The sequence below is a fragment of the Alloyangia pacifica genome (genome assembly GCF_020524285.1).
GTDB lineage: Bacteria > Pseudomonadota > Alphaproteobacteria > Rhodobacterales > Rhodobacteraceae > Salipiger > Salipiger pacificus_B.
Genome location: NZ_JAIVKX010000009.1, coordinates 1 through 21,865 on the forward strand (window position 1 = coordinate 1; position 21,865 = coordinate 21,865).

The following is a 21,865-nucleotide window of genomic DNA, read 5'->3' on the forward strand; positions in this document are numbered from 1 at the left end:
CAGCATGTCTTCGATACTGCGCCGTTCACGAAGGTCTAACTCTGTATGCGCCATCATCCGTTCTCCTTACTTTCCAGCAAGATAGGGGAATTGTCGCAACGGAGTTTAGAATGTGCCCCAAATGCAATTCGAAATCTTATAAGCATGATTATGTTAATATGTGATTTCACTTGAGCTCTTCAAATCTATCGGAGCGCCGCACGACCCACACTCAAATCCCGCGACGCAGATTTATAGGTGGCGCCGGTGAACGTGCTGCGCCGCCTTCAGAAAGCCGCCGCGATCGAGGCCGCGAAAGCGAACGCGCAGCACCAGCCTCGCGAGTTCACACCTCTCCGCGCTTGCGGGCGGCGGCGACGGACATCCGGTCATTCTCGGCCTTGTGCTTCGACCCGAAGCAGCGGGCCGACACTCCGCGCGACGTCAGGACGTAGAGCAGCGTGAGCATCACCGCCGGCACGGCAATATATGTCAGAAGGATCCAAAGAGGATGAACGCCGGCCCGCCACAGCAGGATACCTGCCAGCACACCGATACCGCTTGTGATGCAAGCGATCGCGAAGCCGCCGCCCGGCGATACAATTCGGCCAGAAGTTTTCCGGTTCTCACCTTGGTTCATGCGCCTCCCTCCCTGCGACCATCAAAACGATAACCATCAGCAGCATGACGACCGCGAGACCCCTCACGGTCCTGAAATCTGCCTGATCGACGCTCCTCCGGTTTCCCGATCGACCAGTCAGGTCTGCTACCCTAGCACGCCATCCGTATGGTTACCTAGCGCAATTCTGGGGCAACTTGTGACGGCAACATGCGCCAGCGTTTCCAGCGGCTTGAAGAGAGACCCTAACGCCGCCGTCAGCCGCCGAAGCTGCCGCGGGCGGCGCCGGTGCGGCCAAAGCCGCCACGCGAGGCGACCGTGGCCCGGGTCATCGGCGGCTTGCCTGCGGTGGTCGGCGGCTTGGAGAACATGCTGGTGCCCAGCTTGGCACGGCCGGAGTTGCTCGAATAGGTACTGGCGCCGGTGGCGTTGGTGAAGCGCCCGTCGGGCGTGCGGTAAAGCGGCTGCGCCGCCGCCATCCCCGAGCGCCCGCCGAGCATGTTGCCGATCAGGTAGCCCGCGAGCAGCGGCATGAAGATACTGCCCGAGCCGCCCTGCGTGGCCTGCGCCTCGCTGCCGCAGGCGCCTTCGCCGTGCTGCTCCTCGCAGACTTGCAGGCTGTCGTAGCGCGGCGCGGATTCCACGCGCAGCGTTTCTGCCTCGGCAAATGCCGTCTCGCAGTCCTGTGCCGAGAACATGCCGCCGGTGAGCGCCGCGCTGCGGCAGCTCTCGAGGTCCGGGAAGGCCTGTGCATCCACCTGCTCCTCGCGGCATCCCGCGAGCGTGAAGGACGTGGCACCGACAATCGCCAGCGCGACGGTTCTGGAACGTTTACGCATCGAGTTCTCCCTCTGGCCGCGCGCGTCAGTCGCGAATGAAATGCGGTTTGAACCGCGACAGGTCCTGCGTGATCCGGGCGCGGTCCTCGCGCATGCCGATCCCGGCGCAGCTTTCGCCGACCATCCAGGCGCCGACCACCGGGTGGAAGCCCTCGAAGACCGGCAGCGGCTGGTAGGCCTGCACCACGCGCGGGTGCTCCTCGTAGCCCGCATCCGGCGCGGATTCCAGCAGCTTTCCCTGTTCGAAGATGCGCACAGAGGCGCCCTCGCGCGAGAAGATCGGCTTGCTGACGTGGCCCTTGGCGAAGGCATCCGCGGCGCGCTGGAACGCTTCGGAACCGCTCTCGCGCCCGGTGAGCGCCTCGGAGACCTCATCCTCGAAGAAGGCCGGCAGCAGGTTCGGGTGGCCTTCGAACATCCGCCAGAGCACCGGCAGCAGGCCCTTGTTGGACAGTACCGCCTTCCAGGCAGGCTCGAGCATCAGGCAACCGGCGGTGCGCAGGAGCTGCGCGTAGTCGTCGCGCAGCAGGTCTTCCCACGGGTAGAGCTTGAAGAGCGTGCCGATCACCCGGTCCTCGGCGTCGAGGAACTGGCCGTCGGTGCTGACGGCGAGCTGTTCGAGATCGCTGTAATGCGCGCCGAGTTCCGCCTCACGCGCGGCCCAGCCCATGGTCTCAACGGTGCCGTAATCCTCGGGGTTGCCCGCGGCGGCGGCGAAATGCAGGTCGGTGCCGGGCTCGAAGAGCGCGCGGAAGCGCTCGACCAGCGCCTCGTGGATGCCGTTGAACTGGTCGTCGCCCTGGCGCAGCACGCCGGCCTCGATCTGATCCTCGAGCCAGAGCCACTGGAACGAGGCGCTCTCGTAGAGCGAGGTGGGCGTGTCGGCGTTGTATTCGAGAAGTTTGGCAGGCCCCTCCCCGTCATAGGCAAAATCGAAGCGCCCGTAGATCTCGGGATCGCCGCGCTGCCAGCTCTCCGCCACCAGATCCCAATGCTCGCGCGGGATGCCGAGCCGGGTCATCAGGTCCTCGCTCTGCACGATCTCCGCCGCCGCCTCGCGGCACATGCCGTGCAGCTCGGTCGATGGATCCTCCAGGTCGTCCTCGATTTCCTTCAGCGTGAAGCGATAGGCGGAGGTCTCATCCCAATAGGGCTCGCCATGCATGTCGGCAAAGGTGAAACCGAGCTCCTCGGCCTTCTCGCGCCAGCTTGGGCGCTCGCTCAGGGTGAGTTTTTCCATGCGGGTTTTTCGCGGCCTCCTCAGGGCGGATCGGCCCGTCCCTGTCACAGCACGTCGGGGAAGGAAAGCGCCGATCGGCGGGTGCTCCTGATATAGGAAGCCGCCACGAAGGTTTGAGGCCCCGCCGCGTTTTTGACGCAACGGAGCCTCGGAATTTCGTGTCTTTCCGGCGTGGGGAGACGGCGGCGCGGGCGCCCTACTCCGGCCGTTCGCTGAGCCGCAGCACGGTGACACCCGACGCATTGGTCAGGCTCAGATTCTTGCCGTTGCGGACGTAGCCGGTGGTCTGTTCGAGCGCCGCGACCATGACCTGATCGAGTTTCATGCGCGGCTCGGGGCAGGCGCGGCGGGTGCCCGCGAGCGGCTGCACGATGCGCAGCGTGCCGTCACCGATCTCGGCCCGGCCGGAGAAGCGGTTGCAGCCGCCGTACATCGAAAAACCGCCGTCATCGGTGAAGGCCATGCTGGGCGGATCCTCTGTCACCAGCATGCGCCCGCCGATCTCGAAGGCGGCCCATTCGACGCCGGTGATGCGCGGCGCGTCGGCCACCGGCATCGGGCTTGTCTGTTCGAGCACGATCTCGGGGCGCGACGGCGCATCGCGCGTGATCGCCGGAAAGGCGGTGGTGGTGCGCAGCAGCACCGTATCGCCTTCGCGAACCTTGCCGGCGACCACATAGCTCATCCGGTCGTCGATCTGCGCGTCGTCATAGGGCAGCTTGACGATCGCCGGCAGAACCTCGATCCGGTAGCGCTGCGCCGAGAGCACCTTGGCGGGCGCATCGGCGCGCGAGACATCGAGCAATTCCACCTCGAGCAGCGCCTCGTGAGGCAGGCTCGCGCCCTCGGCCAGGCGCACCACGACGGGCAGATGGACGGTCTCGGCCATGGCAGGCATCCCTCCGAGGCTGGCAAGCAGGGCGATCACGCCCGCGGGTCTGAACATCTGGCGGACCAGGGATCGAACAATGCGCATCTCGCGTCTCCTTCCGGGCTCTGCCGCCTCGGCGGCGCGGCGCCTGCGCCGGACCTTGCAGGCGCGGCAACCATAGCGCGCATGATGGCGCAAGCCTCGAGGGCGGGCAAGCTGCGCCGGCCCGGCGTCGGCGCAGAATTGCCAAGATCTGCCAATATGATGAGACCGCGCGCCGGGGGCGACGGACGGGTTCGGCTGTGCTAGGCTCGCGGCGGATTCCAGGCCGGATGGTCCGCGCCCAAGGCGGATCCCGGCGCCGACGACTTTAGACCAGATGACGTTTGACCCAGATGACTTTTGACAAGGTGAGGATTTTGCCATGGCTCGACACCAGCGTTCCCCCAAATACGTCTCGACCCTGATGATGGCCCTGATCGGGGTGCTGCTCATCGCGGCCTTCATGGCCGAGGATGTGGTGGCGCAGGGCGATCTCGCCTGGGCGGATCTGCCCAAGGGGCTGATGCTGCGCTACCTGCTGGCGATGGCGGTGGGCGGGGCGCTCTCGGGCTGGCTACTGGCGGGGATGTTCGGGCGCGGCGGACTCGGCGGGTTCCTCCTCGGCTTTCTGGGCGCGGTGCTGGCGACGCTGGTCGCCGGGCTCTTCGGCAGCGCCGCCGGGCTGCTGCCGGACCTGCTGCGCGACGGCTGGTCGGGCGCGGACCTGGTGCCGATCCTCTACGGGCTGGCGGCGCTGCCGCTGGCCTTTGCCGGGCAGCCGCTGCTGCTGCTGGGCTGGCTGGTGCTGATGCTCTTCACCCACCTCTGGGCGCGCCGCGTACGGACCGGCTGAGGCGCCGCCAAAAGAAAACGGCAGCGGAACGCCGCTGCCGTTGAACTCCCGCGAGCGCCCTGCCCTTACGGCTTGAGCGTCACGTGGGTGATGTGATCGCCGCTGGCATCCTCGGCGCCCTTGCTCTTGTTCACCACGTAGACGCCGCCGTCCGCGGCCGCGATCAAATGGTTGGGGAAGCTGCCGATCTGCGTCTTGGCCACGACCTCGCCCTCGGGCGACACGGCCACCAGCGAATCCGAGCCGCGCACCGCGACCCAGGCCAAGCCGTTCACCGCGTCGAAGGCGATGTTCAGCGGCGCTGCGCCGACCGGCACGTCATGCAGCGTCTCGCCGGTGGCGGCGTCGACGACCAGCACGTTGTCGGTGTTCATCCCGGCGGTGAAGATGCGGTTGGTTTCGGCATCATAGCCGACGCCGATGGTGCGCTTGGACAGCGGCAGCGCGTAGACCGAGGTTTCCTCGCCCGTCGTCAGATCGACCGTCGCCACCTCGTCGGTGTCGAGGCTGACCACGTAGAGCGTGTCGCTCTGTGTGTCGATGTGCATGCTGGCGGTGCCGAAGCGTTCGCCGCGCTTGCCCGAGCTGAGCTCGATGGGCGCCAGTTCCTCGAGGGTTGCCGCGTCGAAGACGTGGATGGTCGGCTCGAAGGTGGCGCTCACGTAGACCTTTCCGTCATGGGCCAGCGCATCGCGCGGGTGCGGTACGGCCCCGGCGTCGAACTGCTTGACCAGCGACAGATCCTCCGCCGAATAGACGGCCACCGTGTTCTGGCGAGTGTTGGTCGTCCAGACCTGCCCCTGCGCATCCACGCCCACACCGTAGACCGCGAAGACCCCGCCATCGCGCCCGTCGGGCGCATCCGGCGCCTCTTGCGGAGAGGTTTCGGCAAGGATTTCCAGCGTTTGCGGATCGAGCTTCAACAGCTTGCTCTCGGTCACCGGCGGGCGGCCGACGGCCGAGGTGACGTAGAGCGCATCGCCGCTGGAGGCCACTTGGTAGAGGCCCGGCGCCAGCTTCTGCGACGCGACGTCCAGGGGGCCGCTGTCGGGCAGCACGGGCGAGACCTTGAGATCGACGGTCATCGCGTAGGCCGGATCGGCGATCTCGGCGACCACCGGGTAAAGGCCCGGCTCCGCCCCCTCGGGAATGCTGACCTCGGTGCGGAATTCGCCCTTGTCGTTTGCGGTCAGCGGGGCGCCCTCGTTGAGCACAACGCCGTTCTGTCGCAGAGTGACGCTCTGGCCGGGCAGGAAGCCCTTGCCGCGCACCTCGGCGGTGCTGCCCGCGGTGATCGGAGCCCGCTTCAGCCCCTCGGCGATCATCTGGCCCTCGAAGCCCTTGGCGAGGCCGGTGAAGGGGTCGCAGAGTGCCGCGCCGGCCATTAGGGTGGAAAGCGCGATCCCGCAGACGCCGGAACGAAGTGCCGTGGCAAGGGACATGGAGGTCCTCCTTTGCAAGCGCGGGGCCTGTGCCCGCGCGGAAACTCGATGGAATGGCTCGGACCCTTGGGTTCCGTGGCTCTGCGGCATGGCGCAGTTGGCACCTGCCTAGGATGACTGACTTTTCCAGTCAAGTATTCTTGCTGGCCGTCTGACAGGCCTGTGAACCCCGCCAAAACCGGCAGCACGCCGCCGCGGCAGGTGTGAATTGTCGGATTGTCTGGCAATCTGGCGCAACGCTTGCTACCGATATCGGCGGAGGACGATTCACAGGGAGGAAACCATGTCCAAGAAACTTGCCGCCATTCTGGCCGGCGCGACGCTGCTGGCCGGCGCCGCGAGCGCCCAGACCACGCTGCGCATCCAGACCCACCAGTCGCCGGAATCGGTCTCGGGCCAGCTCGTCCGGGAGTTCGTCGAGCAGGTCGAGACAATGTCCGGCGGTTCGCTCGACATCGAAATGTTCTACAGCTCCGCCGTCGTCGCCTCGGCCGAGACCTTCGGCGCCGCGGCCACGGGCATTCTAGACTGCGACATGACCAATGCGAGCTACCAGACCGGCCTCAACCCGGCGTTCCAGTTCGTCGCCGACACCATGGGTGGCTACGACACGCCGTTGCAGTACCTGAGCTGGATCTCGCAGGGCGGTGGCCGCGAGGCGATCAACGAGCTCTACAACGCCAATGGCATGGAGTTCGTCGGCGCCTATCTTGGCGGGCAGGAGTCGATGAACTCCACCGCGCCGATTGCAGGGATCGATGACCTGAAGGGCTGGAAGTTCCGCTCGCCCCCGGGGATGGAATCCGAGATCTTCGCCGAACTGGGCGCGACGCCGGTGGTGATGGACTTCACGGAGATCTTCACCGCACTGGAGACCGGCATCATCGACGGCGCCGATGCCTCGACGCTGGCCAACAACGTGGGCCTCGGCATCTATGACATCGCCAAGCACACCACCTTCCCCGGCTTCCACTCGATGAGCTCGGACCACCTGGCGTGCAACAAGACCGTCTGGGACGGGCTTGCTCCGGAGGAACAGGCGATCCTGAAATCGGCGATGGACACGCTCGCGATGAACCTGATGATGCGCACCATCGTGCAGAACGGCGAGGCGCTGACCGCGCTGCCCGAGAAGGGCGTGACGATCTACGACTGGTCCGCCGAAGACCGCGCCGCCTTCCGCAAGGCCGCCGTGAGCCGCTGGGACGTCTGGGCCGAGAAGACCCCGGAAGCCAAGGCCATGGTCGAGAGCCACAAGGCCTTCTTGAAGCGCATCGGCCTTGGCCAGGACAGCGATAGCTGATCCGCACCTCATGACCCGAGGCGGGCGGCTCGACCGAGCCGCCCGCTCCCACCCCAGAGATACGGAAAGACACACGGGATGAACGTTCTGATCATCGGCGGCGGCGGCTTCATCGGCCGCAAGGTCGCCCAAAGCCTCGCCGCCCGCGGCAACCTGCGCGACGAGCCCATCGACAAGCTGACGCTGGCCGACATCGCCGCGCCCGAGCACATCGAGGCCCCCTTCCCCGTCGAGACCCGCGCCTGCGACATCACCGACCGCGCCTCGGTCGATGCGCTGATCGACGGGGACACCGACGTGATCTTCCATTTCGCCGCCGTCGTCTCCTCCCATGCCGAGGCCGATTTCGAGGCGGGCATGAAGGTGAACCTCGACGGCACGCTCAACGTGCTGGAGCGTTGCCGCGCGCTCGGCACCTGCCCCGTCGTGGTCTTCACCTCCTCGCTGGCGGTCTTCGGCGGCGAGGTCCCCGACCCGATCACCGATTTCACCATCCCCAACCCGCAGACCTCCTACGGCATGCAGAAGGCGATCGGTGAGCTGCTGCTGAACGACTATTCGCGCAAGGGCTACGTCGACGGCCGCGGTTTCCGCCTGCCGACCATCTCGGTGCGCCCCGGCAAGCCGAACCGCGCCGCCTCGTCCTTCATGTCCTCGATCATCCGCGAGCCGCTCAACGGCGAGCCGGCGATCTGTCCGGTTGACGAGGCGCAGGAGCATTTCTACCTGTCGCCAAGGCGTTGCGTCGAGAACCTCATCAAGGGGGCCGAGCTGGATGCCGATGATCTTGGCATGCAGCGCTGCATGACCATGCCCGGCCAGCGCCTCTCGATCCGCCAGATGATCGACGCGCTCACCGCCGTCGCCGGCCCCGAGCCCGCGAAGCTGATCCAATGGGAAGAGCAGCCCGAGATCGCCGAGATCGTCCGCGGCTGGCGCTTTGACTATCGCTTCGACAAGGCGCTGGCGCTGGGGCTTGAAGCCGACGCGAGCTTCGAGGAGAACGTACGCTACTACATGGAAGACGACCTTCCGAAAGCGAAGACCCCCGCCTGAGGCTTTGACCGACCCATGCCATGCTGACCCCGATCGTCCAGACCCCGCGTTACCGGCTGGTGGCCGAGGAGATCGCCGCGCGCATCCGCGCCGGCGATTTCGCCCCCGGTACCAAGATGCCCGCGGACAAGGACCTGGTTGCCCAGCTCGGGGTCAGCCGCACCACGGTGCGCGAGGCGATGATCGCGCTCGAGCTGATGGGCTACGTGGTCACCCGCTACGGCGCGGGCGCCTTCGTCGCCGACCCGCTGCCCACCTCTCAGGAAGAGGCGCTGGGGCTGCCCGGTTTCTACGAGTTGGTCGAGGCGCGTTTCGTCATCGAGCCCGAGATCGCGGCCATCGCCGCCAGCACCGTCACGCCGGGGCAGATCGCCCAGCTGAAGCGCTGCATCGAAGGCATGTGTGACACCAGCCTGCCCTTCGCCCGGATCGAGGCGCATGACCGCGAGTTCCACCTGATCATCGCGCGGTCCACCGGCAATTCGCTGTTCGTGTCGATGGTCGAGGATTTCTGGCACGCCCGCCAGCGCTACCCGGAGTGGACGCGCCTCAACAACCGCCAGAGCTCGGAGGACATCGCGCGCTTCTACGGCGACGAACACGTCGCCATCGTCGAGGCGCTGTCCGCGGGCGACCCCGAGGCCGCACGTGCGGCCATGGCGCGGCACTGCCGCAACTCGGGCCAGCCGCTGCTGGAGCGTTGGCAACTGCTCGAAGGGGAAGCCGGTGTCGAGGAAGTCCTGCACCGCCTGAAGGCGCGCGTCGGCCGGGACGGGTAAGAGCAAGGGGCTCCGCCCCCTCTGCGGCGTCGCCGCATTCACCCCCGGCGGATTTGGAAAGAGAAGAAGGGCCCGCCGCCCACATGGAAAAAGGCCCGCATGCCAGAAGCATGCGGGCATTTCCTCACCTCGTGCGCGGGATCACGTCAGGTCGAAGCGGTCCGCGTTCATCACCTTGGTCCAGGCCTTGGCGAAATCGGCAACGAACTTCTCGGCGTTGTCGTCCTGGGCGTAGACCTCGGCATAGGCGCGCAGGATCGAGTTGGAGCCGAAGACAAGGTCCATCCGCGTCGCCGTCCATTTGACCTCACCGGTCTTGCGGTCGCGGATCTCGTAGAGACCGCTGCCGGTGGGCACCCAAGTGTAGGCCATGTCCACGAGGTTGACGAAGACGTCGTTGGTCAGCGCGCCCACGGTGTCGGTGAAGACCCCATGCGCGGTGCCGCCGTGGTTGGTGCCCATGGCGCGCATGCCGCCGAAGAGCACCACCATCTCGGGTGCTGTCAGCCCCATGAGCTGCGCCCGGTCGAGCATCAGCTCCTCGGCCGAGACCGCGTAGTCCTGCTTCATCCAGTTGCGGAAGCCGTCGGCCAGCGGTTCGAGCGGCTCGAAGCTCTCGGCGTCTGTCATCTCGTCCGCGGCATCGCCGCGGCCCGGCGCGAAGGGCAACTCGAGCTCGACACCCGCGGCCTTGGCCGCCTGCTCGACCCCGAGGTTGCCCGCCAGCACGATCACATCGGCAAGTGAAGCGCCGGTCTCGGCGGCGATGGGCTCGAGCGCGGCGAGAACCTTGGCCAGACGCGCGGGCTCGTTGCCCTCCCAGTCCTTCTGCGGAGCGAGACGGATGCGCGCGCCATTGGCGCCGCCGCGCATGTCCGAGCCGCGGTAGGTGCGGGCGCTGTCCCAGGCGGTGGAGATCATCTCGGCAAGGCTGAGTCCGCTGTCGGCGATCTTCGCCTTGACCGTGCCCACGTCGTAACCGGTCGGCCCCGCGGGGATGGGATCCTGCCAGATGAGATCCTCGGCGGGCACGTCCGGGCCGAGGTAGCGCGATTTCGGTCCGAGATCGCGGTGGGTCAGCTTGAACCAGGCGCGGGCGAAGGTGTCGGCGAAATACGCCGGATCTGCCATGAATTTCTGGCAGATAGCATTGTAGGCCGGGTCGACCTTCATCGCCATGTCGGCATCGGTCATGATCGGCAGGGTCTTCATCGAGGGGTCCTCGACGTCGGCGGGCATGTCCTCTTCCTTGATGTCGACGGGCATCCACTGCCAGGCGCCGGCGGGGGATTTTTTCAGCTCCCACTCGTGGCCGAAGAGCATGTCGAACCAGCCCATGTCCCATTGCGTGGGGTTGGAGGTCCAGGCGCCCTCGATGCCCGAGACAACCGTGTCACGGCCGATGCTGCGGCCCTTGGTGTTCATCCAGCCGATGCCCTGATACTCGGGGCCTGCGGCCTCGGGATCGGGGCTGAGGTTCTCCGCAAGGCCATTGCCGTGGCACTTGCCGATGGTGTGACCGCCGGCGGTGAGCGCCGCGGTTTCCTCGTCATCCATCGCCATGCGCTTGAAGGTCTCGCGGACCTGTTCGGCGGTCTTCTGCGGGTCGGGCTGGCCGTTCACCCCCTCGGGGTTCACGTAGATCAGGCCCATCTGTACCGCGGCGAGCGGGTTCTCCATGGTCGCCGGATCGGCCACGTCGTCATAGCGGCTGTCGGAGGCGGCGAGCCATTCCTTCTCGGCGCCCCAGTAGACGTCTTTCTCGGGGTGCCAGATGTCCTCGCGGCCGAAGCCGAAGCCGAAGGTCTTCAGGCCGGCGACCTCGTAGGCGATGGTGCCCGAGAGGATCATCAGATCGGCCCAGGAGATCTTGTTGCCGTATTTCTTCTTGATCGGCCAGAGCAGGCGGCGGCCCTTGTCGGTGTTGACGTTGTCGGGCCAGCTGTTCAGCGGTGCGAAACGCTGGTTGCCGGTGCCGCCGCCGCCGCGGCCATCGGCGAGGCGGTAGGAACCCGCGGCGTGCCATGCAACGCGGGCGAACATGCCGACGTAGGAGCCCCAGTCGGCGGGCCACCATTCCTGGCTGTCCTTCATCAGGGCGCGCAGGTCGTCCTTCAGCGCCTCGACGTCCAGCGACTTCAGCTCTTCGCGGTAGTCGAAGTCCGGCCCCATCGGGTTGGTCTTGAGATCATGCTGGCTCAGGATGTCGAGGTTGAGACTCTTGGGCCACCAGCTGGTCACCGAGGTGCCGCTTTCGGTCAGGCCGCCGTGCATCACCGGGCATTTGCCCCCGGTATTGACGTCGTTTCCGTCCATGTCGGTTCTCCCATAGGATGGTCATCCTTGTGCGGGACGAAGGCCGGACGGCGGGTGCGGATGCTGGCTGATCGCCTCGCAAGGGCCGCCGCCGAAATCCCTCCTGCGCGGACAGTCTAGCCAGACCGCGCGGCAGGGTCAGGTGATTCCTCCCGGTGAACGCTGCGTCCGCGGCACTCTGCCGCGCTTCGAAAGATGCACCCGCGATACAGCAAGACTCGCCGTGGCGCCTGACAAGTCCGGGGGAGCGCTGGCCTGCGAATGGGCGAGCGGATCGGTCCCCGCGCGGACGATCCGTCATGGGCTCGACAAGGGAAGTCTGGGAAGGGGGAAGGAAGTGCGCGGCGGCCCCAAGGGAGGAGGAGAAGGGCCGCCGCTGATTTCCGGGGATGAGGGAGGAGAAGAAAAACCCCGAAAAATTCCGTTGGCGCGTTGCCGCACCGACAAGCTCCTATCTAGGCAAGCGCCCCACGCCGGACAATCGACAATCCTGCAGAGCCGTCTTGACGGTTTTGCATGGCGCGATCTGTGGCGTCGCAGAGCCCTGTCCTGTAGGGCGGGCCGCGTTGCGCGCGTGCCTCAGTGCTGAGCAGCCGATTGGATTTGGCGAGGTCAAGAGCAACTGTATGTTGACGTGATCTTGGTGGGGTGGTCTAGATATAGTTGCTTTTCGGTTCATCGAGTCGGGCGACGGCCCGGCGCGGCGCTAAGAGGGAAACCGGTGAAACACCGGTGCTGCCCCCGCAACTGTAAGCGGCGAGTGAAGGCCCATTGAGCCACTGGGAGACCTCCCGGGAAGGCGCGGCCGGACCCACGACCCGCCAAGCCAGGAGACCTGCCGAAGGCCCAACGAATGACCACGAACGGAGGGTTCGGGGCGTGTAAGACCCGCGGCAGGTGCAGGACCTGTCTGGGTGCGCGTTCCTGCCCTGCAAGCTTAGGACGCAAGAGCATGATCACCGTCTACTCGAAACCCGCCTGCGTGCAGTGCACCGCCACCACCCGCGCGCTCGACGCCAAGGGGCTGGACTACAACGTGATCGACCTCACCGAGGACGACGCGGCAATGTCGATGGTCACCGAGCTCGGCTACCGCCAGGCCCCCGTGGTCACCTTCGGCGACGACCACTGGTCGGGCTTCCGCCCGGACCTGATCGCCCGCCTCGCGAACTGAGCGCGGCAACAGCACAGAGATCGCAACCGGGAACGGAACGGGGATCGGACATGTCAGGGCTCGTCTACTTCTCCTCTGCCAGCGGCAACACGGCGCGCTTCGTCGCCAGCCTCGAACGGGCGGCGCTGCGCATTCCGGTCTCGCCCAAGGATCAGGCGCCCGAACTTTGCGATCCCTTCGTGCTGATCTGCCCGACCTATGCCGATGGCGAAGGCCGGGGCGCGGTGCCGAAACAGGTGATCCGCTTTCTCAACGACCCGTCCCGCCGCGCGCTGCTGCGCGGCGTGATCGCCGGCGGCAACCGCAACTTCGGCGAGACCTTCGCCCTCGCGGGCCGCGTCATCGCGCAAAAATGCAATGTCCCCCTGCTCTATTCCTTCGAGCTGGCGGGCACGACCAAGGATTTCGCCCGCGTCAATGACGGGCTCGACGCTTTCTGGGGGACCCCATGCTTGACCGCCTGAACGAGACGCTGGACTACCACGCGCTCAATGCCATGCTGAACCTCTACGATGCGGACGGCAACATCCGCTTCGAGGCCGACCGGATGGCGGCGCGGCAATACTTCCTGCAGCACGTGAACCAGAACACCGTGTTCTTCCACTCGCTGACGGAAAAGCTCGGCTACCTCGTCGAGGAAGGCTACTACGAGGCCGAGGTGCTCGAGCAGTACCAGCCCGCCTTCCTGCAGAAGATCTGGGACGCGGCCTTTGCCAAGAAGTTCCGCTTCCCGACCTTCCTCGGCGCGTTCAAGTATTACACCTCCTACACGCTGAAGACTCGCGACGGGAAACGCTTCCTCGAGCGCTACGAGGACCGCGTGGTCATGGTGGCGCTGGCGTTGGCGCGCGGCGACGAAGGGCTGGCAATGTCCTTCATGGAAGAGATCCTTTCGGGCCGCTTCCAGCCCGCCACGCCGACCTTCCTCAATGCGGGCAAGAAGAGCCGGGGCGAGCTGATCTCCTGCTTCCTGCTGCGCATCGAAGACAACATGGAAAGCATCGGCCGCGCGATCAACTCGTCGCTGCAACTGTCGAAGCGCGGCGGCGGCGTCGCCCTGATGCTGACCAATATCCGTGAGGCCGGTGCCCCGATCAAGGGCATCGAGAACCAGTCCTCGGGCGTCATCCCGGTGATGAAGCTGCTCGAGGACAGCTTCTCTTACGCCAACCAGCTCGGCGCGCGTCAGGGCGCGGGCGCGGTCTACCTGAACGCGCACCACCCCGACATCCTGAAGTTCCTCGACACCAAGCGCGAGAACGCCGACGAGAAGATCCGCATCAAGACTCTCAGCCTTGGCGTGGTGATCCCCGACGTGACCTTCGAGCTCGCCAAGCGCAACGAGCCGATGTACCTCTTCTCGCCGCATGACGTGCAGAAGGTCTACGGCGTGCCCTTCTCGGAAATCTCGGTCACCGAGAAATACGAGGAGATGGTCGAGGACAAGCGCATCCGCAAGACCAAGATCAACGCCCGCGCCTTCTTCCAGACGCTGGCCGAGATCCAGTTCGAGAGCGGCTATCCCTACATCATGTTCGAGGACACGGTGAACGAGATGAACCCGGTGGACGGGCGCATCACCATGTCGAACCTCTGCTCGGAGATCCTGCAGGTGGCCGAGGCGTCGGAGTTCAACGACGACCTGAGCTATTCCAAGCTCGGCACCGACATTTCGTGCAACCTCGGCTCGATGAACATCGCCAAGACCATGGACGGTCCGGACTTCGGCACCTCGATCGAGACCGCGATCCGCGCGCTGACCGCCGTGTCGGAAATGTCGGCGATCGACAGCGTCCCCTCGATCCGCCGCGGCAATGACGAGAGCCGCGCGATTGGCCTCGGCCAGATGAACCTGCATGGCTACCTCGCCCGCGAGCACGTGCACTACGGATCCGACGAGGGGGTCGAGTTCACCTCGGTCTATTTCGCCGCCGTGGCCTATCATGCGCTGCGCGCCTCCTGCGCCATGGCGCGGGAAAAGGGCATGACCTTCAAGGGGTTCGAGAAGTCGAAATACGCCGACGGCAGCTTCTTCGAGAAATACGTCACCCGCGACTGGCTGCCCGAGAGCGAGACCGTCACCAAGCTCTTTGACGGCATCACCCTGCCCACCCGTTCCGACTGGGAGGCGCTGAAGGCCGACGTGATGGAGCACGGGCTTTACAACCGCAACTTGCAGGCGGTGCCGCCGACCGGCTCGATCAGCTACATCAACAACTCGACCTCCTCGATCCACCCGATCGTGTCGAAGATCGAGATCCGCAAGGAAGGCAAGATCGGCCGCGTCTACTACCCGGCCGCCTTCATGAACAACGAGAACCTCGAGTATTACCGCGACGCCTACGAGATCGGTCCGGAGAAGCTCATCGACACCTATGCCGCGGCCACCGAGCACGTCGACCAGGGCCTGTCGCTGACGCTCTTCTTCCCCGCCGAGGCGACGACGCGAGACATCAACCGCGCGCAGATCTACGCGTGGAAGAAGGGGATCAAGACGATCTACTACGTGCGCCTGCGCCAGACTGCGCTGGAAGGCACCGAGGTGCAGGGCTGCGTCTCCTGCACGCTCTGAGCCCGGCGCCGAACCGGGGGCGTTGCCCCCGGACCCCCGGCGTATTTGAGGAACAATGAAGAAGGGGCGCGCGCGCCTCGCAAGGGATGAGGGCCGCTGGCCCGATAAAGGGATGATCCGATGAAGGACACCGTCACCTCCCCCGCCGTGCCGCGGGCGATCAACTGGAACAGGCTGCAGGACGAGAAGGACCTCGAGGTCTGGAACCGGCTGACCGTCAATTTCTGGCTGCCCGAGAAGGTGCCGCTGTCGAACGACGTGCAGAGCTGGGCGACGCTGACCGACGCCGAGAAGCAGCTCACCATCCGTGTCTTCACCGGCCTCACGCTGCTCGACACGATCCAGAACTCGGTCGGCGCGCCGGCGATGATGCCCGATGCGCAGACTCCGCACGAGGAGTCGGTACTGACCAACATCGCCTTCATGGAAGCGGTGCACGCGCGCAGCTACAGCTCGATTTTCTCGACGCTCTGCTCCACCCGCGAGGTCGACGAGGCCTTCCGCTGGTCCGACGAGAACCCGCATCTGCAGGCCAAGGCCCGCGCCGTGCTGGAGACCTATGCCGCCGGCGCCGACCCGCTGAAGCGCAAGATCGCCTCGGTGTTCCTCGAGAGCTTCCTGTTCTACTCGGGCTTCTACTTGCCGATGTACTGGTCGAGCCGCGCCAAGCTGACCAACACCGCCGACCTGATCCGCCTGATCATCCGCGACGAGGCGGTGCACGGCTACTACATCGGCTACAAGTTCCAGCGCGCGCTCGAGCGCGAGAGCGAGGAACGCAAGGCCGAGCTGAAGGATTACGCCTTCTCGCTGTTGTTCGAGCTCTACGACATCGAGGCGCGTTATACCGAAGAGCTGTATGACGGCATCGGCCTGACGGAAGAGGTCAAGGCATTCCTCCACTACAACGCGAACAAAGCGCTGCAAAACCTTGGCTTCGAGGCGCTTTTCCCGCCCGAGGCTGCCGAGGTCAACCCGGCGATCATGGCGGCGCTGAGCCCGGACAGCGAGAACCACGACTTCTTCTCGGGCTCCGGCTCGAGCTATGTCATCGGCAAGGCCGTGGCCACCGAGGACGAAGACTGGGACTTCTGATCCCTCTCGGATGTTGAGACAGCCGCAGGCGGGTCCTCCGTCTGCGGCTTTTTTCATGCCCGTTGGCGGCCGAGTTTTGGGGCGGAAAAATCGCGCAGACGGCCTGCGAGCAACATGAAGCGCCGACCGCAACTTGCGGCCGGCGCTTCGTTTTTCGAAAATCAGCGCAGACCTCAGAAGGTCTTGGTCAGACCGAAGTAGTAGGCCCGGCCCGGTTCGTTGTAGGTTTCCGCACCGTCGCCCGAGCGCAGGATCTCGGTGTCGAAGAGGTTGGTCACCCCGGCCTTGAGGTCAAAGCCGTTGTCGAACTGGTAGGTCATCCCGAGATTGACCAGCGTGTAGGGGTCGCGGTCGTCGGTGTCGTCGTTGGAATAGCCGCTGGCGGCGCTGTAGTCGGTCGCCTCGGTCGGGCCGTAGTGGGTGAGCGAGGGAACAAGGCTGAACTTTTCGTTCACGTTCCAGGTCACCGCGGCGTTGATCGTGTAGTCGGGGACCAGCGACAGCGGCACCTCGACTTCGATGTCGTCATAGCTCTCGCCGTCCGAGGTGGTGCCGCCCTTGATCTTCAGCTTCTGGCTCGACTCGATCATGTAGGTGCCGTTCACCGCCAGCGAGACGCGCTCGCCGAGGGGCATGGCGAAGCTGCCTTCGAGGCCTTCGACCATCGACTCCGGCACGTTCTCCCACTGGTAGAGCCGCGCGGAGTTGCCGCTGACCAGCGTGGTGCCCACCTGCTCGGTGCCCGCCTGGATCTTGTTCCGGTAGTCGTTGTGGAAATAGGTCAGCGTCGCGTTGACGCCGTTCAGACCATTGTAGGCCACACCGATTTCCGAGTTGATCGAGGTCTCGGGATCGAGGTCGTCGTTGCCCAGCACGTAGCAGGGACCATCGCCGACATAGGGATAGGGGCAGCCGTTGCCGCGCGTCGTATAGACGTAGGTGTCCGACAGTTGGTAGAGCGTCGGCGCCTTGAACGCCCGGGCCACGCCGCCCTTGACCGTCCATTCCGAGGTCACCGCGTAGGAAGCGTTCAGACCACCCGACCAGTTGTAGCCGAAGCTGTCGGCCCAGTCGACGCGCACCGAGGGGGTCAGCGTCAGCCGGTCGGTCCACTCGATGTTGTCCTCGAGGTAGAGCCCGAGAGTGAGCTGCTCGGTGATGTCGTCGCCCGTGGTGGAGTCGATGCTGCCATCGTCCGCGGTGATCGACGAGAAGGAGCTGTAGTCGCTGAGATCGAGCTTCTCGTAGCGCACTTCCGCCCCGAGCGTCAGCGCCGAGGGGCGACCGAGGAAATCATTGTTGATATAGGCCTCGGACTTGCCCGCAATCGCCTGCAGGATCGCCGTATCCCAGTCGTCGGTGGCGTTGATCTGGCCTTCGACACCGCCGGCCGGACCTTCGGTGAGGCGGGTGTTGTCGGTGTGCTCGTACTGCAGGTAGCTCATCGTCTCACCCCAGCCGTAGCTGCCGTTGTGGGTGATCGCGAAGGTGCCCCGCTCCATCACATTGGTTTCCTCGCCGTCCTCGGCGAGATCGTCGACGATGGTGCCGCCGCTTTCGGTCAGCCCGCCGCCCAGCAGCTTGTCGCCAGCGTAGAGGTTGCCCTGCCGCGACCAGCCCAGGTCGAAGTCGAAACTGTTGCGGTCGCTCGGCGTCCAGCGCAGCAGCAGCGAGGCATCCTTGTTCACCACGCCTTCGTTGCCGGCGTCATAGCCGCATTCGGTCTCGTCGCCGGATCGGTCGTAGCAGGTCTCGCCCTCGACGGTTTCGGAGTTCAGCTCGGGATCATCGGCGTCGGTCTTGTTGTAGCTGCCGGAGAAGCGCAGCGAGAAGTCCTCGTTCAGCTTCTTCGCCCAGAGCAGATTGTAGCGCTGGGTCGCGCCTTCGAGGCTGCTTTCGGGCACGTCGAAGAAGGTGCCGATCTGCAGCAGGTCCTCGTCGGGGGCCTTGGTGATGATGTTCACCACGCCGCCCGCCGCGCCGGAGCCGTAGCGCGCCGCAGCCGGGCCGCGGATGACCTCGATGCTGTCGACCATCTCGGCGGGCACCCAGTTGGTGTCGCCGCGGGTGTCGCGCTCGCCCGAGCGGCCCATCTTCACCGAGGTGCGCGACAGCACCGGCTTGCCGTCGATCAGGATCAGCACGTTTTCCGGGCCCATGCCGCGGATGTCGACCTGGCGCTGGTTGCCACGCTGGCCCGAGGCCGAGGTGCCGCTGAGGTTGACGCCGGGCATCTTGCGGATGATCTCGGCCACGTCGTTGACGACCGGTTGCTTTTCGAGATCCTCGGCGGTGATCGTCGAGGTGCCGAGCGCCTGCTTGATCTGTTCCTCGGCGGTCAGAACGATGGTGCCGAGCTCGTAGCCGCTATCGTCGTCGAGGGTGAGGTCCTGCGCCAGCGCCGGGGTCAGCGGGGCGGCGGACAGAAGGAAAACGGCAGTGCCAGAGGCAAGCCGTGCACGTGCGGATGCCATGAGCGATCCTCTCTGCGCGTTGAGGGTTTCACGATGGGTGGAGGTTCGCTGGCGGAAGCTGGCGCTAGTCTGCTGAACCATGCCAGAGGGCGTCAGGCAATAATCCAGATAAAATCACTCGGATATATGTCGCAAATGTGCAACAAGCCATCAGCCCCACGATCGCTCACGTTAGGGCGCGCGTCTTTCGGTAATTCTGTGCGCTGGATCGCGCCGCGCCCGGAGTGTCGCCGAGACAAACGAGACACGCGCCGGGGGCACCGGCGCGTGTCATGCGTGGCAGACGCGGGTCTACGGTGCGGCAATCAGGCCAGTTCGACCCCGTCACGGGCCAGCACCGCGCCTGCCAGTTTCGCCACCGCCAGTGCCGTGCGGTCGGCGTAGCGCCGCGCGACGAAGGAGATGCCGAGCGGCATGCCGTTCGGGCCGGTCAGCCCCGGCGCCGAGACGACGGGCACCTGCAGCAGCGTCCACATGGAGTTCATCGCCGCGTCGCCGGTACGCTCCAGCCCCACCGGTGCCTCGCCGCAGGCAGAGGGTGTCATGATCGCATCGAAGCCGCTCATGACCTCGTCGAAGGCGGCGCGGCAGCGGTCGGCGAGCGTGTAGGCGTGGCGGGCGTCCTCCGGGGTGATCCCGCGCGCATTGCCGACGATGCCGGTGTATTCGTCGTGGATGCCCGGCGTGTTGCGCACCTCGTTGAGGAAAGACGCCCGCCCCTCGCGGGCGAGGATCACCGAATGCGCCTCGGCGATGCCCGCGAAGAGCGGCGGCAGTTCGACCTCGATCACCTCGGCCCCGGCGAGGCGCAGCGCGTCGGCGGCCTCCTCCAGCGCCCGGCGCATCGGCGGCTCGGTGCGGTCCCACATGGGCGTGCGGCACAGGCCGATGCGGAGGCCTTCCAGCGTTGTCGGCTGCGGCGCCGGATCGAGGTCGAAAACATCGCAGAGCAGTTCGAGGTCATCGGCGCTGCGTGCGTAGAGCCCGAGCGTGTCGCAGGTCATCGAATATTGCTTCAGCCCCTCGCGGCTGATCACGCCCCATGTGGGCTTCATCCCCCAGATGCCGTTGAACGAGGCCGGGCGGATGGTCGAGCCGCCGGTCTGCGTGCCAAGCCCGATCGCCGCCATGCCGCAGGCCACCGCCGCAGCGGAGCCCGACGACGAGCCGCCCGGCGTGCGCGTCGGGTCGATCGGGTTGCGGGTCTTGCCGCCGCGGTTGGTCGAGGCGAACTCGGTGGTCACCGTCTTGCCCATGATCAGCGCCCCGGCCGCGCGCAGCGTGTCGACGCAGGCCGCGTCGACGCCGGGACGGCTGCCCTGATATCGGGCGGTGTTGTGCTCGGTGGGCATGTCCCTGGTGGCGATCACGTCCTTCACCGCCACGGTGACCCCCGCCAGCGGTCCGCGCAGCGGGGCGGCGTCCAGCGCCTCTGCCTGCGTTTTGAGCAGATCGGGGTCGAAATAGGAAAAAGCGGCTACCTTCGGCTCCCAATGGGCAACCCGCTGCAGCGTGGTCTCGGCGATCTCGGCGGCGCTGCGCCGGCCGGAGGCGAGATCGTCTGCGATCGCGCGGGCCGTCATCGGATCAGTGGTATCGGGCTCGTGGGTGACACTCATGGCGGCTCCTTTCCTGTCCCGTGCCGGGGCGCCTGCCCCTCACCGTCCCACAAGATCAGAAAGCGCGGACAAACGCAGGCGAGCTTTCTTCAGGCCCGCTACCAAATTTTCTCACTAGGTTTTTTCGCCCGCTCGCCTCGATCCTGAGGCCACCGGAACGCGCCCCCATGGGACGATCCCGGTCAAGGAGCCCGTCCGCAGAACCCGGGCCGCAGCCATCGTCCGCAGGAGAGACCCATGACCAAATCCGACCTTCCCGCCACCAAGACCCCGCCGCGCCGGCGCGGCCTGTCGCGCCGCGGCCTGCTGAAGTCCGGCGCCGCCGCAGCCGCCGCCAGCGCCTTCCCGGCGCCGATGCTCTGGGCGCAGAACATCAAGGATGTCACCATCACCCACCTCGGGCAGTCCTACTCGACGATCCCCGAGATCGAGGCCAAGGCGAACGAGGACCTCGGCTTTACCGTCGACATGCAGACGGCGCCCGACCCCACCACCCACGTCAACCGCCTGCTGACCCAGCCGAAGTCGGTGCATGTCACCGACATGCCCAACACCAACCTCAAGTATTTCACCGGGCGCGGCGTGCTGATGCCGGTCAACGTGTCCGAGTACAAATACTGGGACCAGACGCTGTCGCTCTTCACCAAGGGCACCTATCCCGACGGCACCGAGGCCTCGAAACAGGGCATGGCGCCGATCAAGGCGCAGTACTGGGCCGACGAGAACGCGCAGGAGTATTCGCTCACCCCGACCGACTACCTCGTCGGCGTGCCGCTCTACTACAACGCCGACACGCTGGGCATCCGCCCCGACCTCATCGGCCGCCCGATCGAAAGCTGGGCCGAGCTGCTGAACCCCGAGTTCTCGGGTCGCGTGGCGCTGCAGGACGGCGTGTCGATCGGCGTCGCCGACGCCGCCATGGCGCTCGAGGCGATGGGCGAGATCACCTATGGCGACAAGGGCAACATGACCCGCGAGGAGATCGACAAGACCATCGACGTTCTGACTGCGCTGAAGCGCGAGGGCCACTTCCGCAGCTTCTGGACCAACTTCGACCAGTCGGTGCAGTTGATGGCCTCGGGCGAGGTGCTGCTGCAGTCGATGTGGTCTCCCGCCGTGACCGAGGTCCGCACCCGCGGCATCGACTGCACCTACAAGGGCATGAAGGAAGGTTACCGAGGCTGGTACATCATGATGTCGGCGATGAACCACCTCGAGGGGCTCGAGCGCGACTGCGCCATCGAGTACATGAACTGGATGAACTCGGGCTGGGCCGGCGCCTTCATCTCGCGCCAGGGCTTCTACAACTCGGTGCCCGAGAACGTGAAGCCGTTCATGACCGAGAACGAGTGGGGCTACTGGTACGAGGGCCAGCCCGCCACCGAAGACATCCTCAACCCCTATGGCAAGGTCATGGAAAAGGCCGGCGTCAGCCGCGACGGCGGCTCGATCTGGGAGCGCATGGGCAACATCGGCATCTGGAACACGGTGATGGACGAGGACCGCTACCTCGTGCGCCGCTGGCAGGACTTCATCGCCGCCTGATCCGCAAACCTCTGCCCTGGCCGCGCTACCTGGCCGGGGCCCCTCCT

General features: G+C 65.9%; 17 protein-coding genes and 1 riboswitch. Of the genes, 9 read left to right on the top strand and 8 right to left on the bottom strand.

Annotation, left to right across the window (positions count from 1 at the left end):
- Positions 1–325: 325 nt before the first annotated feature.
- The 4 genes from LC039_RS13235 to LC039_RS13250 all read right to left on the bottom strand — a co-directional run bounded on the left by LC039_RS13235 (position 326) and on the right by LC039_RS13250 (position 3,653).
- Entirely contained in the window at positions 326–619 is a 294-nt protein-coding gene (locus tag LC039_RS13235) for a hypothetical protein (RefSeq protein ID WP_226624926.1), read from the bottom strand.
- Positions 620–855: 236 nt separating this feature from the next.
- A complete protein-coding gene (locus LC039_RS13240) occupies positions 856–1,437 on the bottom strand; it encodes a DUF1190 domain-containing protein (protein ID WP_226624928.1) in 582 nt (193 codons plus the stop codon).
- A 25-nt stretch (positions 1,438–1,462) separates the two neighbouring features.
- On the bottom strand, positions 1,463–2,677 hold the full coding sequence (locus LC039_RS13245) for a glutathionylspermidine synthase family protein (RefSeq protein WP_226624930.1): 1,215 nt from the start codon (positions 2,675–2,677) through the stop codon (positions 1,463–1,465).
- A 196-nt stretch (positions 2,678–2,873) separates the two neighbouring features.
- Positions 2,874–3,653: an META domain-containing protein gene (locus tag LC039_RS13250; RefSeq protein WP_226624936.1), complete on the bottom strand. Its 780-nt coding sequence runs from the start codon at positions 3,651–3,653 to the stop codon at positions 2,874–2,876.
- A gap of 319 nt (positions 3,654–3,972) precedes the next feature.
- On the opposite strand from LC039_RS13250, the gene LC039_RS13255 reads away from it, so the two are divergent.
- Positions 3,973–4,443, top strand: coding sequence for a hypothetical protein (locus LC039_RS13255; protein ID WP_226624937.1), 471 nt, complete (start codon positions 3,973–3,975; stop codon positions 4,441–4,443).
- A gap of 65 nt (positions 4,444–4,508) precedes the next feature.
- On the opposite strand, the gene LC039_RS13260 is transcribed toward LC039_RS13255, so the two are convergent.
- On the bottom strand, positions 4,509–5,885 hold the full coding sequence (locus tag LC039_RS13260; protein ID WP_226624939.1) for a YncE family protein: 1,377 nt from the start codon (positions 5,883–5,885) through the stop codon (positions 4,509–4,511).
- 283 nt (positions 5,886–6,168) lie between these two features.
- Here LC039_RS13260 and LC039_RS13265 point away from each other — a divergent pair, with 283 nt between their 5' ends.
- The 3 genes from LC039_RS13265 to LC039_RS13275 all read left to right on the top strand — a co-directional run bounded on the left by LC039_RS13265 (position 6,169) and on the right by LC039_RS13275 (position 9,023).
- The gene (locus LC039_RS13265; protein ID WP_226624940.1) at positions 6,169–7,188 is read left to right on the top strand and encodes a TRAP transporter substrate-binding protein; all 1,020 of its coding nucleotides are present in this window, start codon (positions 6,169–6,171) and stop codon (positions 7,186–7,188) included.
- A 78-nt stretch (positions 7,189–7,266) separates the two neighbouring features.
- The gene (denD, locus tag LC039_RS13270) at positions 7,267–8,244 is read left to right on the top strand and encodes a D-erythronate dehydrogenase (protein WP_226624941.1); all 978 of its coding nucleotides are present in this window, start codon (positions 7,267–7,269) and stop codon (positions 8,242–8,244) included.
- 20 nt (positions 8,245–8,264) lie between these two features.
- Complete coding sequence (locus LC039_RS13275) at positions 8,265–9,023, top strand: FadR/GntR family transcriptional regulator (RefSeq protein ID WP_226624942.1); 759 nt, start codon at positions 8,265–8,267, stop codon at positions 9,021–9,023.
- A 141-nt stretch (positions 9,024–9,164) separates the two neighbouring features.
- On the opposite strand, the gene katG is transcribed toward LC039_RS13275, so the two are convergent.
- On the bottom strand, positions 9,165–11,339 hold the full coding sequence (gene katG, locus LC039_RS13280; protein WP_226624943.1) for a catalase/peroxidase HPI: 2,175 nt from the start codon (positions 11,337–11,339) through the stop codon (positions 9,165–9,167).
- Positions 11,340–11,993: 654 nt separating this feature from the next.
- Positions 11,994–12,197: riboswitch (cobalamin riboswitch) on the top strand.
- A gap of 94 nt (positions 12,198–12,291) precedes the next feature.
- Here katG and nrdH point away from each other — a divergent pair.
- From nrdH to nrdF, 4 genes are all read left to right on the top strand, one after another.
- A complete protein-coding gene (gene nrdH, locus LC039_RS13285; protein WP_226624944.1) occupies positions 12,292–12,513 on the top strand; it encodes a glutaredoxin-like protein NrdH in 222 nt (73 codons plus the stop codon).
- A gap of 50 nt (positions 12,514–12,563) precedes the next feature.
- A complete protein-coding gene (gene nrdI, locus LC039_RS13290) occupies positions 12,564–12,977 on the top strand; it encodes a class Ib ribonucleoside-diphosphate reductase assembly flavoprotein NrdI (RefSeq protein WP_226624946.1) in 414 nt (137 codons plus the stop codon).
- The gene (nrdE, locus tag LC039_RS13295) at positions 12,962–15,085 is read left to right on the top strand and encodes a class 1b ribonucleoside-diphosphate reductase subunit alpha (protein ID WP_226624948.1); all 2,124 of its coding nucleotides are present in this window, start codon (positions 12,962–12,964) and stop codon (positions 15,083–15,085) included. The genes nrdI and nrdE overlap by 16 nt, the downstream gene beginning before the upstream one ends.
- Before the next feature lie 120 nt (positions 15,086–15,205).
- Positions 15,206–16,180 carry a class 1b ribonucleoside-diphosphate reductase subunit beta gene (gene nrdF, locus LC039_RS13300; protein WP_226624950.1) on the top strand — a complete coding sequence of 325 codons (975 nt, stop codon included), beginning with the start codon at positions 15,206–15,208 and terminating at the stop codon, positions 16,178–16,180.
- A gap of 173 nt (positions 16,181–16,353) precedes the next feature.
- Here the strand turns inward: nrdF and LC039_RS13305 are convergent, their stop codons facing one another.
- Positions 16,354–18,654 carry a FepA family TonB-dependent siderophore receptor gene (locus tag LC039_RS13305; protein ID WP_226624957.1) on the bottom strand — a complete coding sequence of 767 codons (2,301 nt, stop codon included), beginning with the start codon at positions 18,652–18,654 and terminating at the stop codon, positions 16,354–16,356.
- A 305-nt stretch (positions 18,655–18,959) separates the two neighbouring features.
- Entirely contained in the window at positions 18,960–20,273 is a 1,314-nt protein-coding gene (locus LC039_RS13310) for an amidase (RefSeq protein WP_226624958.1), read from the bottom strand.
- A gap of 237 nt (positions 20,274–20,510) precedes the next feature.
- Here LC039_RS13310 and LC039_RS13315 point away from each other — a divergent pair, with 237 nt between their 5' ends.
- The gene (locus tag LC039_RS13315) at positions 20,511–21,818 is read left to right on the top strand and encodes an ABC transporter substrate-binding protein (protein ID WP_226624960.1); all 1,308 of its coding nucleotides are present in this window, start codon (positions 20,511–20,513) and stop codon (positions 21,816–21,818) included.
- Positions 21,819–21,865 lie beyond the last annotated feature (47 nt).

Bases quoted from the DNA above. Each gene is read 5' to 3' on its own strand.
- LC039_RS13235 (WP_226624926.1), bottom strand. From the start codon at position 619: ATGAACCAAGGTGAGAACCGGAAAACTTCTGGCCGAATTGTATCGCCG.
- LC039_RS13240 (WP_226624928.1), bottom strand. From the start codon at position 1,437: ATGCGTAAACGTTCCAGAACCGTCGCGCTGGCGATTGTCGGTGCCACG.
- LC039_RS13245 (WP_226624930.1), bottom strand. From the start codon at position 2,677: ATGGAAAAACTCACCCTGAGCGAGCGCCCAAGCTGGCGCGAGAAGGCC.
- LC039_RS13250 (WP_226624936.1), bottom strand. From the start codon at position 3,653: ATGCGCATTGTTCGATCCCTGGTCCGCCAGATGTTCAGACCCGCGGGC.
- LC039_RS13255 (WP_226624937.1), top strand. From the start codon at position 3,973: ATGGCTCGACACCAGCGTTCCCCCAAATACGTCTCGACCCTGATGATG.
- LC039_RS13260 (WP_226624939.1), bottom strand. From the start codon at position 5,885: ATGTCCCTTGCCACGGCACTTCGTTCCGGCGTCTGCGGGATCGCGCTT.
- LC039_RS13265 (WP_226624940.1), top strand. From the start codon at position 6,169: ATGTCCAAGAAACTTGCCGCCATTCTGGCCGGCGCGACGCTGCTGGCC.
- denD (WP_226624941.1), top strand. From the start codon at position 7,267: ATGAACGTTCTGATCATCGGCGGCGGCGGCTTCATCGGCCGCAAGGTC.
- LC039_RS13275 (WP_226624942.1), top strand. From the start codon at position 8,265: ATGCTGACCCCGATCGTCCAGACCCCGCGTTACCGGCTGGTGGCCGAG.
- katG (WP_226624943.1), bottom strand. From the start codon at position 11,339: ATGGACGGAAACGACGTCAATACCGGGGGCAAATGCCCGGTGATGCAC.
- nrdH (WP_226624944.1), top strand. From the start codon at position 12,292: ATGATCACCGTCTACTCGAAACCCGCCTGCGTGCAGTGCACCGCCACC.
- nrdI (WP_226624946.1), top strand. From the start codon at position 12,564: ATGTCAGGGCTCGTCTACTTCTCCTCTGCCAGCGGCAACACGGCGCGC.
- nrdE (WP_226624948.1), top strand. From the start codon at position 12,962: ATGCTTGACCGCCTGAACGAGACGCTGGACTACCACGCGCTCAATGCC.
- nrdF (WP_226624950.1), top strand. From the start codon at position 15,206: ATGAAGGACACCGTCACCTCCCCCGCCGTGCCGCGGGCGATCAACTGG.
- LC039_RS13305 (WP_226624957.1), bottom strand. From the start codon at position 18,654: ATGGCATCCGCACGTGCACGGCTTGCCTCTGGCACTGCCGTTTTCCTT.
- LC039_RS13310 (WP_226624958.1), bottom strand. From the start codon at position 20,273: ATGAGTGTCACCCACGAGCCCGATACCACTGATCCGATGACGGCCCGC.
- LC039_RS13315 (WP_226624960.1), top strand. From the start codon at position 20,511: ATGACCAAATCCGACCTTCCCGCCACCAAGACCCCGCCGCGCCGGCGC.